Annotated in this window: 13 protein-coding genes and 2 pseudogenes; 11 read left to right on the forward strand and 4 right to left on the reverse strand. The window is 54.6% G+C overall.

The window, feature by feature from the left end; translation table 11 throughout:
• The 9 genes from AA105894_RS10875 to AA105894_RS10915 all read left to right on the forward strand — a co-directional run.
• Positions 1–211: hypothetical protein (locus AA105894_RS10875; RefSeq protein ID WP_267311732.1), on the forward strand; the 211-nt coding region annotated here is incomplete at its 5' end.
• On the forward strand, positions 208–699 hold the full coding sequence (locus AA105894_RS10880; RefSeq protein WP_267311733.1) for a lysozyme: 492 nt from the start codon (positions 208–210) through the stop codon (positions 697–699). The genes AA105894_RS10875 and AA105894_RS10880, both read left to right, overlap by 4 nt.
• Positions 696–926 (forward strand): hypothetical protein, encoded by a 231-nt coding sequence (locus AA105894_RS10885; protein ID WP_267311734.1) that lies wholly within the window; start codon positions 696–698, stop codon positions 924–926. The genes AA105894_RS10880 and AA105894_RS10885 overlap by 4 nt, the downstream gene beginning before the upstream one ends.
• A 57-nt stretch (positions 927–983) precedes the next feature.
• On the forward strand, positions 984–1,274 hold the full coding sequence (locus AA105894_RS10890; protein ID WP_062164713.1) for a hypothetical protein: 291 nt from the start codon (positions 984–986) through the stop codon (positions 1,272–1,274).
• Positions 1,271–1,504 carry a hypothetical protein gene (locus tag AA105894_RS10895; protein WP_267311735.1) on the forward strand — a complete coding sequence of 78 codons (234 nt, stop codon included), beginning with the start codon at positions 1,271–1,273 and terminating at the stop codon, positions 1,502–1,504. Before AA105894_RS10890 ends, AA105894_RS10895 begins: the two co-directional genes overlap by 4 nt.
• On the forward strand, positions 1,501–1,707 hold the full coding sequence (locus AA105894_RS10900; RefSeq protein ID WP_267311736.1) for a hypothetical protein: 207 nt from the start codon (positions 1,501–1,503) through the stop codon (positions 1,705–1,707). Before AA105894_RS10895 ends, AA105894_RS10900 begins: the two co-directional genes overlap by 4 nt.
• A gap of 277 nt (positions 1,708–1,984) precedes the next feature.
• Entirely contained in the window at positions 1,985–2,785 is an 801-nt protein-coding gene (locus AA105894_RS10905; protein ID WP_267311737.1) for a TIGR04255 family protein, read from the forward strand.
• 200 nt (positions 2,786–2,985) lie between these two features.
• On the forward strand, positions 2,986–3,426 hold the full coding sequence (locus tag AA105894_RS10910) for a hypothetical protein (RefSeq protein WP_267311738.1): 441 nt from the start codon (positions 2,986–2,988) through the stop codon (positions 3,424–3,426).
• A gap of 14 nt (positions 3,427–3,440) precedes the next feature.
• Complete coding sequence (locus AA105894_RS10915) at positions 3,441–4,295, forward strand: hypothetical protein (protein ID WP_267311739.1); 855 nt, start codon at positions 3,441–3,443, stop codon at positions 4,293–4,295.
• A 143-nt stretch (positions 4,296–4,438) separates the two neighbouring features.
• Here AA105894_RS10915 and AA105894_RS10920 read toward each other — a convergent pair whose 3' ends face one another.
• A complete protein-coding gene (locus AA105894_RS10920) occupies positions 4,439–4,684 on the reverse strand; it encodes a hypothetical protein (RefSeq protein ID WP_267311740.1) in 246 nt (81 codons plus the stop codon).
• Between the two features lie 172 nt (positions 4,685–4,856).
• On the opposite strand from AA105894_RS10920, the gene AA105894_RS10925 reads away from it, so the two are divergent.
• Entirely contained in the window at positions 4,857–5,765 is a 909-nt protein-coding gene (locus AA105894_RS10925; RefSeq protein ID WP_267311741.1) for a hypothetical protein, read from the forward strand.
• Between the two features lie 368 nt (positions 5,766–6,133).
• Positions 6,134–6,439: pseudogene (locus tag AA105894_RS10930) on the forward strand (site-specific integrase); the annotation flags it as partial.
• Positions 6,440–6,492: 53 nt separating this feature from the next.
• Here AA105894_RS10930 and AA105894_RS10935 read toward each other — a convergent pair.
• From AA105894_RS10935 to AA105894_RS10945, 3 genes and pseudogenes are all read right to left on the reverse strand, one after another.
• A pseudogene (locus AA105894_RS10935) lies at positions 6,493–7,160 on the reverse strand (IS6 family transposase); the annotation flags it as partial.
• 75 nt (positions 7,161–7,235) lie between these two features.
• Complete coding sequence (locus tag AA105894_RS10940; protein ID WP_267311742.1) at positions 7,236–7,766, reverse strand: contact-dependent growth inhibition system immunity protein; 531 nt, start codon at positions 7,764–7,766, stop codon at positions 7,236–7,238.
• Between the two features lie 8 nt (positions 7,767–7,774).
• Positions 7,775–11,105, reverse strand: a 3,331-nt coding sequence (locus tag AA105894_RS10945) for an endonuclease toxin domain-containing protein (protein WP_267311743.1), incomplete at its 5' end; no start/stop codon positions are given.

Genomic DNA, 11,105 nt, shown 5'->3' on the forward strand with positions numbered 1-11,105 from the left:
TCGCTCGCTCTCCGACAAGCTGATGCAGATGCACGGCGAGAACAAGGCCAGTGCGGAGGCGCGAGAGAAGGCGACGTTGCAGGCGATCGGCGCCGTCAGGACGGATCTGCACAAGATCGGCAGCCTGCGGGGCTGGGCAAGCTGGGCGCTGATCGTGACCGGCGCCGCCTTTGGCTATGTAACCACACATCTTGCGGGGTGGGTCCATTGACCGGCATCGACATAGCGACCGCGCTGATCTCGCGTGATGACTTCGAGGGGCTGAGCCTCAAGCCTTACCTCTGCCCCGCCAATTACTGGACCATTGGCTACGGCAATCGCTTCCTTGCTGACGGCACGCCTGTCACAGCGACGACGAAGCCGATCACCCAGGCGCAAGCCCTCGACTTGCTGCGGAACACAGTCGTGACCCTGCAGGAGAAGCTCCGCTCGTTCGTGACCGTCCCGCTGACGGATTACCAGGAGGGCGCCCTTCTCTCTTGGCAGTTCAATGTCGGCACCAATGCGGCCAAGGGCTCGACCCTCGTGCGACGCCTGAACCAGCGCCTCTACAATTCGGCCGCACAGCAATTCCTCGTCTGGGACAAGGCTACGGTGAACGGACAGCTTGTCGTCCTGCCGGGGCTGCAGCGCCGCCGCAAGATCGAAAGCGGCGTGTTCCTCGGGCGCGGTATCCCCACAACCGGAGCATCAGCATGAACTTCGACTGGCAGACGATCTTTCAGACCGTCCTTCCCTTCCTGCCCGCCTCTCTTGCCGGCGATGCGACGACGATCCTCACCTTCGTCGTGGCCCTGGCCGCCGTGATCGCACGCTACTGGCCGCGCCCGGCTGACGGGTCGAAGTGGCTCCCCCTTTACCTGCTCGTCAACAGCGTCGGCATGAACGGCAAGCACGCCACCAACGCGGACGACGCCAAGCTCTGACTGACGACACCGGCAATCGGGCCGGGATCAGTCCTCACCATCCAGAAGGAAAAGACCATGACCACCAGCGCGAACACGCTCGTCACCAAGCTCATCAAGCTGATCACCGATGCAGCTGGCAGTTCCGTCAGCACCGCCACCACGGCCAAGCTGACAGCAGCCGCAGCCATCATCGGCGAAGTCGGAGATCTGATTATTCCGTCGCTCGAGAACTCGAACAAGGACCTGTCGGCCATTCTCGACGCGATCAGCGCGATCGAGGACGATGCTGACAAGCTCGATACGGACATCAAGACGCTCGTTGCCGCCTTCAAGGGCACGAGCAGCACTGTCGCGCAGGCCGCGTGACCGTTGATCTCATTGCCGGGGCCGTGGCGTTTATCGTCGCGGCTCTCGGTGCCCTGATCTGGTACGCCAACCGGGCGGGGAAGAATGCGGCGTCTGTCAGCACGTCAGAGGCGGACAAGGTGCAGGCCGACACCATGACGCAGAAAGCGCAATCCATGGCGCAGGCTCAGGCCGACAAGCCAGCAACAGAAGATGCCGTGTTGCAGCGGCTTGAGGATGGCACGGCATGAGGTGGCTCGCTCTCGGGGCGCTGCTCGGGCTCTCCGCCTGCTCGTCGGTGCAGTATGTGCCCTGCCCTACCCTTGTGACCTATTCCAAGGCCGACCAAGCGGCGCTTGCTGCTGAGATCAAAGCGAGCCCGAAGCCGGAAACGGTGCGATGGATTGGGGACTATATCGGGCTACGGGACCAGGTGCGGGCTTGTCAGAAGTGACTAATGCATCAAGAAAGTCTTTGCGTGGTTTGCGCTTGATAACGATCCGTAGCCACTGCGACGTCTCTTATTTGCGGAAAGTACGCCCGGTAAACTGCGACTCAAAATATCCATCAGATTAAGCGGATAATGGACAGTTCTTCGCCGCGCTTTTTAGGGAGATCTTTAGTCTCGCCATAAGCACGCATCTCTGTCGCCTAAGATTTTTATGGCGCCCACGACAATCTTGCGATAGACTGACAACTAATTTGTCAACCAGAAAGGCCAGGGGGGTCACGTGAGCGAGATTATGTCGAATGCGCCGGTCTACTATGCAGTAGCGCAGGCACAATTCAATCCCGTTGCTGCAATGGCTAAGTATGTTGAGCAAATCCAAGATCAGCTGCGCCGCGCCGGATACTCGTTGTTCGAACCCCAGCAGATCATGCATTTGGTCGTGCCGGAACAGGGGCAGGGGCAGCCACAGAAGCCAGAGATTGAACAGACGAAGGCGTGGCTGATGACACGTAGTGATCGGACATCTGGGTTCGTTCTCACGCCCACTGGCATCACATATCACACGACCCACTATCAGACGCATAACGAATTTATTCCACAGTTGCTGCGCGGCCTAGCGGCGGTACATGAAGCGGTTTCGCTCGAGCACATTAGTCGACTTGGGCTACGATATCTGGATGCTGTGTTGCCACGCGCCGGCGAGACCATTGATCAATACCTCGTAGGCGGGCTGCATGGCATTGATTTCAATGCGCCTCGCCAGCATGCTATCAGTGAAACCGTGTTCTCTACAGAGAGTGGCCCGCTCGTTTCGGAGGGAACATTGGTCGTGAAGGTATATCAGATGACTGGACCTGTTGGTTTCCCGCCGGACATGCTTCCGGCTGGATTGGCGATGGATCCAAGGTTTGCGGTCAATCATGTGCCTGAACATAGCGTTATAGACACGGATCACTATGTTGCTGGCCAGTTGCCAGTGGAAATGGGCACGCTCAACGAACAGTTGGTTTCACTGCACGGCGCGATCAAATCGGTATTCAGTGCAACGACGACGGATTTTGCGCGCGGCGCTTGGGCTTAAAGGTTATAGGTCAAACACCCATGTATACAGCTACACTCGTTCATCGTCCCGTCTCGGGTCCTCGGCCTTTGCATGCTGCCGTCGGCGTCATCGCTTTTGCGCTTGGGGGCACCGGTAGCATATACGCATTCTCTCAAGCCAATGCGTGGGGGCCGGTTTTGGATGCGCGCATACCCAATTTTAGTGTCCGAACGTTAGGAGTGAGCACTGCACGCCCAGACATCCGCTCTGCCGCAGAACATATCGCAAATATTCGCCAGGTCCTGAACCCCGCTATTGCCGATTTAGTATCCGTTTTTGGCGTCTCTCGGCAGGCTATCTACAAGTGGATAAGCGGTGAATCTACGCCGGAGGATAATAAGTTAGAGCGCATTCGCTCTCTTAGCCTCGCCGCCGACGCCTTTCAGAAGGCTCAGGTAATGCGAGCCTCTTCTCTACTCAAAATGAAGGCGTTCGACGGACAGTCCCTGTTGGACTTGGTTTCCGTTGGAAATCTTGCGGACTCACACATCCAAGCGCTTATTTCCGAAGCGCAAGTCATGGACGCTGCTTATAGTCGCTCCGGCTTAGGAAAGTCGAAGGCTCGCCCGTCGGATGATTGGCGCACTGAGCTTTCCATTCCTGGATCCTCCGAGGGATGATGCGGAGGTGATGGATGCTCAAGCGTGAAACCGAATGGCGCCAAGGAGATCTTCTTTCTTCGGAAGCCACAGCCAGTCTGATGCCGTCGACCCGTACGATTGAAGAAGGCAGCCGTGCAGTTGTGATCACGCATGACTGCGATCTTCCGAACGATAGCGAAACCACGGTCGAACTCATCTTGGCCGAAGCGGTTGAAGCGCCGAACGCACAGTTCTTTTATGCGAAGAACCCTCGCACGCTTCATCTGCGTTATAATGTGGATGGTGGAAATTTTGTTGTTGTTGCGCTTCAACACGCAAAACGAGTTACAGTCACCAAGGAAGAATTTGAAAAGTACGCCGTCAAGGATGTTCATGCATCTCTGGCCGTTGCGGAAAAACGTACGCTTAAGCAATGGCTCGCTGCACGCTATGGCCGACCCGCCTTCCCCGATGCTTTTGAAAGACGACTGCGACGGGAGATAGCCAAAAAAAAGTCGGTGGAACGCGAGATAGGGAAGATCCTCGCCCCCGCATCCAAACACTTAGTGGGTCTATTCTTTGATCTAGGCGAGCATCGCACTGCCGAGATTGCAACAGGCGAACCGTATGGGCTCGAGATATCAGTCGTATACGACTCAACCGAAGGTGGCCCCGAGGCGCGGCAGTCCGCGGAAAAGATTGCCAGTGAGTTACATGCACTGTTCGAGTGCGCTTATGGCAAGCCAGACACGGCAACTGAGATCGCTATTGAGATCTGCGAAGCGATCGCCGACACGTCTCTCACTCTGGCCGACCTACGCCGCGTTGATCAGTGGCGGCTAGAGTACATCAGCTTGAGTGAAGATGATCACGGGTGTTTTTTACCCGTAGGTGAAACGCCTGCTTAGAATTATAGACGGCCTAATATAGTAATTTAGATTGAATATTCTTGTCGATTTAGTTTGCTTATATTATAAATATATCAATACGTTCGTGTAGAAAATGATTGACTATAATGAATAGTATTTCGATATTGATTTTACGCGCCCGCTCAATCAATTCTGTCCCGCCACGCTACCGAGTAATCCGGCGCCTGATGCGCGGGCGCTCCTGGGCCGCGATGCGGCCACATGTTCGAGCGCTTTAACTGCTCGGTGATCTTCTGGGCCAGGGCCTCGATCTCGGCCCCGGTCATCTTGGCGTTCACGCGCCTCGGCCTCCCCCGGTAGTCGAGCGATATCGACATACGGATCGCAAAGGTCACGTCTTCTTCGGAGGCTGGGGTCAGGTCTACCATGAGTGAGAACAGAACGCGAACTCAGGGGGTGAGTCAAATGAAATCCTCCCCCGCCGGTGTTAAGTGAGTGATATGTAGCGCGACATCAACTCCCTAGTTTTATCGGCTCGTTTTGGATACGGTATGACGTCGCTTGAGAACGCGTATTCCGAATCCCAATTGGAGACAGGCCGTGACACGATCATATGATGATTTGGCAGAATTAGCGGACAAAGATGTCATTTCCAGATTCGATAATTTCGTGAAGGGCCTTGTCGCTGACCTAAATTTGAACACCCAAGGCGTAAACAATTATATCTATAAAGAAAAAGTTAAGGGTGATATTGAAAAGTTTAGGAATTTTATTTTAGAAAGAGAAGGGCAATATTATAGTGATTATTGGAAGATGGAGCAGTCATTATCAGAGAGGAACAATTACCTCACTCAGATGGCGAGAGATTTAGAATCAACTAGGATAAGTTTGTTAAATGATCACCAAGAAAGAATGAACGCCCTAGACGCGGAGAGAGAGAAATTTACCAAAGAGTATCAGAGCGCTCTACAGGAGAATTCAAGTAGTTTCGTACAAACGACTGTAGAAGAACTCAAGATAAGAGAAAAGTATTTTTCTAGAAAATCTAATGGCTGGGCAATTTTAGGCGCGCTTATTTTGATGCTTGGATTATTAATTGTAATATACCTTAGCTTTATGGGAAGCTCTGTAAATCACAATGATATGTCGTGGCCTTCTTTATTATTCTATTCGTTTAAAGGCGTAATAATTCTTACTGTAGTGGGATTTCTTGCCAGATATGGTTTCGTTATGTCGGGAAATTTCATGCAGGAGTCTTTGAAGACTGATAACAGAATGCACGCGATCAAATTTGGTCAATTTTATATCAAGACTTATGGTGCGACGGCAAATTGGGAGCAAGTAAGAGAAGTATTTTCGAGCTGGAATGGAGATGAGAGAACTTTATGGGAGAAAAATATCCAATACGATGAACTCAATAATGCGATTCAAACTATTTCCAGCTTCGCAAATAAGATCAAAAGCGACAAAACGGCCGCCAAAGCGCCCGAGACAAAACGCAAAGATTGAGCGGCCCAAAATTCGCGATTCCATCGACCCCGCATCTCGATCGACGTCGAGTTTATTGGCGTTTTGCGATGGAATTCGACAGGTCCATGTGGACCACAAAGGAGTCGTCACCTATTGCAGGATATAGCTTTTGAGGGTGTCGGCAGTTGTGGACAGTTGCAGCTAGTGCGTTGAAATCGCCCATTTGGCGATGCCCTCTCACGGCGGCAACAGGGGTTCGAATCCCCTATGGGACGCCATTCGCTTTTCCGCAGTTTTCTGCGGGTTTCAATGGGTAAAGAGCAAAATCCTGATTTACCATATCGTTGATTTTGAGCCATTCCTGAGCCAATCAGGGAAATATGGCTCTTTGGTATCAGGGGCTTCGCATGAGCGAATCAGAAAGATCAGGCATCGATCCGGCTACAGGTAAACCGCTTCCCAAGGGCGTATGGTACCGAGGTGCGGGTCAGTATCAGGCCCGCAAGATGGTCGATGGCAAACGCCTGAGAAAGACCTTCGCATCCTCAGCACTGGCTCGTCGCTGGCTCACGGAAAAACGTGCCGAGGTCGATCTTCGCCAGTTCAAGGACACATCGTCTCTCGACAAGACACCCCTAAGAAGACTGGTGGGACGCTATCGCGACGAATGCATGGCCCATCGTCAGGCGGACCGCACTGGCCACATCCCTGCCCGGTGATGTCACGTTAACTGATGTAAGGTAGGCGACGCCCGAGAAAGAGATCTTCAGGGGCTGAGGGCGGTCGCGCTGCCCCACTGAGCGAAGGCCCGGATACAATGGATGTGCCGGGAAAGGGCAGTGGTGATGGAGGCGGATGGGACGAAGAGATTTCGGATGGCTGAAAAGACAGAAACGAAGCGCTGACACCCGCCCGGTGAACGGAACTTCTGCATGATGCGTTCGTGTTTTCGCAAGGGAAGATGACTGTTCTGCGCCCGGCGGTTCAGCCCTTAAGCGAGAGATGCCGGATCGCGAGACCAAGTCTGCGTCTTGCTGCTCCATAGAATTTCAGCATGTCAGTCATCATGTAACAGGGGCGTACCCCCTGCCGTTTCAAAAGCCAGGTCAACAGACGTCTGGCTGCTTTGATGTTCCGGCGGGTCTGCAGGATCTCATCGAGAATAATGCCCTCATGGTAGACAGCCCGCTACAGCCAATGGGGCTTGCCACGGATCGCGATCCGCACCTCGTCCAAGTGCCAGAGATCATCCGGTCTTGCAGCCTTGCGACGCAGGGAGCGGGCAAAGGCCGCACCAAACTTCAGGCTCCACCGACGGATCGTCTCGTATGAGACGACTATACCCCGCTCGAGCAGCATTTCCTCCATAAGACGAAAGCTCTAAGGGAAGCGGAAATATAGCCATAGCGCATGCGCTATCAGTTCACACGGAAAATGGTGCCGTTTGTAGCTCACAGATGACGTTCTCATCATCAGCGTCTATCATGGCGCAATTAATGTGACAGCGCCTCATATACATCTACTCAGAGCAAGACGCGCTGCTAAGCCTATCTCTTCCGCGCTGCTATCGGCGGGGATGACTACGTTATCCCCCTCAGAAAGTCCATCCAAAGACCATGCCTCTAATTTTTCGTGCTTCCATGGGATGATTATTATACTTCTTTCATCCTTCTCCACTTCACAACTTTTCATATTTTTGAACATGGCTTTTTTTGTCTTATAGCCAAATTTTTCCATGGCCTCCGCTACCCATTTTTTGTAACGCTCATCAGACTTTTTATAATCATACAAGGACATATCATACTCGAGATCTGGATGCGTCACTCCATCGGTTCTTCGCTCAGGGAGAACAAAACGACTCACACCTAACGCCGACAAGATAGCGTGCCCTAAGTCGGATTGGTCAGCATCGGTAGACAAATAGATGTCTTTTCCCAATATATCCCTGATCGAGGAGCGGTAACCCGACGAAGTTGATACATTTATGAATTTTTCATTCATTTTTATATTTGCCAAATACCGCCTCTCAACAATGCTCACTTTAGCTTCTATATCTTGAGTTCAATCCCTTTTTGAGCAGCATAGTCATACGCTCGCTTGATCTGATCCATTTGTGCAGCGCCAGTCTCGTACGGAATGGCCAGATCCAATTCTCTGCGGATAATTTTGCTCGATTCGACTGACCTTCCGCTCAAACCGTAACCCGAAAATTTCTCAAGAGTATCTATATTTCTTTTGATATCATAATAGACTCTTCTCGGGTTTTTCATTCTACTCGGTGTCATTGTCTCCATGGTTTTCGCACTGACCGCGAGGCCAGTAGATTCATCGAAAAAATCTATCGTTCTGAACAACTCAGGCAAGCGGCTCCCGGCAGGGAGTTCTTTTTCGAGGAAATCCTCAAACGGATAGCCTTGACCGCTTATGCCCTTACCCCAGACGACATTATGCTCGCTGGCGGGAACAACGCGCGTTCCGGGGATTAGCTCGAGTAGTTCCTTCTCTTTCGCAATCGCCTTGGCTTCTTGCCTCTCCTTAGCCAACTTGGCAGCACACATAGCAACCGGACCAAATTCACCAATACCGAACGTTACGATACCAAAGGCATCACCGGCAGCGGAGATGTAGTCACCCTTCGCAAGAGCGAGTCCAAGATGCAGCGTGTCAGCTACCATTCCAATCGGGCCGGGCATGAAACCGACTGCCTGCAGAGCGTAGTCGATCTTGTCTCCCGTGCTCATATTGCTTACGGTCTTAGCGAGAACCTCAGCATATGACGGAAGCCCCTTGTGCCCCGGCTCAGACCCGTCAAACGGTTTGCCATCTTTGTCGTATTCATGGATGTCGTGCGGTTTATCAACGTCGATATAGTCGGCACCAGGTGCATCAGGCTCACCCGCCTGGTTGAATTGCTGCATGGCAGAGCCAAAACCGGCGCCGTTCAACGCCTCGACGCTACTGTTTCCAACGCCGCCCACAAGGGCTCCCGTGGCAGCGCCAGCGCCGGAAGCAATCGCGTTACTGATCACATTCGCATAAAACTTGCTCAGATCCGCGTTCCCCAACTGCGTCAGGTTCAGAACCCAGTCCCGGCTCGCAATCGCTGCAGCGTCACTTAACGCCGTGCTCGCTGCTGCCACGCCGATATTGCCACCAGAAGCAGCTGCAACTGCCGTATTACCCAAGGTTTCGAGCGCAATGCGGCCCCAGGCATTCGAAAGATCCTCGGCACCGAAGCCTTTGATACCCGCCGCATCGAGATTGTCGGCAATCTGCCCGCCGAACTCTCCCACGAGCTGACTGCCCAGTCGCTGTATCTGCGCCTGATTGCTCAGCGCCTGGGCATCGAATTTGTTCTCCAGATGGCCATTCGCTTTCGCGACATCAGTCTCATAGCTGCCACTCCGGCTGCCTGCCTCGATACTGATATTGCCGGTGATGGCAGACTGGCTTTCGCTCGTCTCGTCATGTGAGCGGCCGCCGCCGATCATCCCTGACGCCCCCTTGGCCAGACCGGCGCCAATCATGCCCATCGGCCCCATCGACGAGCCCATCATGCCAGCACCACCGCTGAACGACATGCCTGTGGAAACGAGCTCCCATTGCGACACGTTTTCCAGCGATTCCGTCGTCAGCGAGCCCGTCTTCAGATGGTTCAGCGCCGCATCAGCCGTGCTGCTCAGCACGCCCGCTTTCAGCGTGGTGCCCCCCTCCACATCAACGCCCAGACCGCCCTCGCCTGCGTACAGACCCGACAGCACATCACCCGTCGAAACAAAATGGTCGGTTATCGTCTGATGGCCGTAGCTCGCACCCCCACCTGTCTTGCCACCCGCCCCAAAAACAGGAACCGATAGTGACGCGCCAAACTGCGACGAGGTGCTTTTGTAATCGGAGCGGTTCTGCGAACTCGTGATCGACAGCGATCCAGCACTGACGTCGATGCGCTTGCCGGAAACCTCCGCACCATCCAGCGTAACGGCGCCCGGCGTCGTGATCGTGACCCCATTCGTTGCCGTAAGCTTCGTATCGACCGCCGTCGCACTCGATGTCGTCACATGCGTCTTCGAGCCACCGACAGACGCCGTAACGCTGACACCGGCGCCGGATGTGCCGATACTTGCATTCGCACCGACAAAGGCGGACTTGCTCGAACTATGGCTCTCACTCGAACTCGTGTCATAGCCAGCGTGGAGATCGATATCCTTCTTTGCCGCTAGCACGATGTTCGACGATGAAATCTGCGCTGCCGTAGCACTGATATTGCCGTTCGTGGCGTCGCTTGCGTCATCGCCCCGTGCAACCAGCGTCGTGGTGCCCCCGGCTGTGAGTTTCGCACCCTCAACCGTTGTATGCGTTTGCGTCGCATCACGCTTGTTCGAATTATACCCGACGCCAGCCTGCACCCCGATCAGTTCGAGGTTATGGTCCGCGTCGGTCTTCGGACCCATTGCTCCAACCAGTCCCCCACTGGCCGTGTTCACTGCCTGCAGCGCATTCAGTGCTGCAAGCGTGCCGCTCCCCTTTCCAGATGCCTGGGTTGCAGCCAACGCGCTATTGACGACCTGCCCGACCACCGAACTCGGTGAAAGCCCGATGCTCTGCCCGATCGTCTTGTCTTTATGCGCCATGCTCTGTGTCTGGCTGTTCTCCTTGGCCAGCAACGAGATGGACGAGCCCGAGAGCGTCAGATCGTTAGCCGCCGACAATGCCGAGCCGTCTATCGTGAGTGCCTTGCCCGCATTGAGCGCAACACTGCCGCCCAGCGAGGCCAGAACCGACGGGGTCCAGACCGTGCTCGACGACGATGATTTGTCGTCGAGCATGCCATAGCCCAGCGTGCCCTGCGCGCCCTGGCTGCTCAGTGATATCCCTGCCACGTGATGCGACGCACTCGCCTCGCTCTGCGTCTTCGTGGCCTCCAGCGTCAGATTGCCCCCCGCAGAAAGCGAGACATTGCCCTGCGCGCCTATCAGACCCTTGAGGCTCATATCCCCGCCGGACAGCCCCGTCAGCGTGCCGCCGGACGTCACGTTCGAGCCGCGCTCGATCGACAGGCTCCCCTTGTCGATGAAGCTGCTATGCGTCAGGAAGCCCGACTTGCTGCCGGAGATGTCATGGCTGCTGCTGTCGGTGACAGATCCAAGATCGAGCGATTTGGCCGCAGACAGCACCATATTGCCCGTGCTGTCGATCGTCGCACCCGCCGATTTCAGATCGCCCCCAAGGGCCGCCAGAACCGCATTGCCGCCCGCGCTGATGGAACTCGTGTAGTTCTGCGTCTGGCTGAACGCGCTGCTGACATTGGCGCCCTTCACCGCCGTAGCCTGACGCACCGTCGCAGCCCCAAGCGTCAGGCTGTTGCCCGCCAGCATCGAC

Source organism: Asaia spathodeae NBRC 105894 (assembly GCF_025994195.1).
In the GTDB taxonomy this organism is placed as follows: Bacteria; Pseudomonadota; Alphaproteobacteria; order Acetobacterales; family Acetobacteraceae; genus Asaia; species Asaia siamensis.

Coding starts and splice junctions, on each gene's coding strand:
- AA105894_RS10885 (WP_267311734.1), top strand. CDS start 696: ATGAACTTCGACTGGCAGACGATCTTTCAGACCGTCCTTCCCTTCCTG.
- AA105894_RS10890 (WP_062164713.1), top strand. CDS start 984: ATGACCACCAGCGCGAACACGCTCGTCACCAAGCTCATCAAGCTGATC.
- AA105894_RS10900 (WP_267311736.1), top strand. CDS start 1,501: ATGAGGTGGCTCGCTCTCGGGGCGCTGCTCGGGCTCTCCGCCTGCTCG.
- AA105894_RS10915 (WP_267311739.1), top strand. CDS start 3,441: ATGCTCAAGCGTGAAACCGAATGGCGCCAAGGAGATCTTCTTTCTTCG.
- AA105894_RS10920 (WP_267311740.1), bottom strand. CDS start 4,684: ATGGTAGACCTGACCCCAGCCTCCGAAGAAGACGTGACCTTTGCGATC.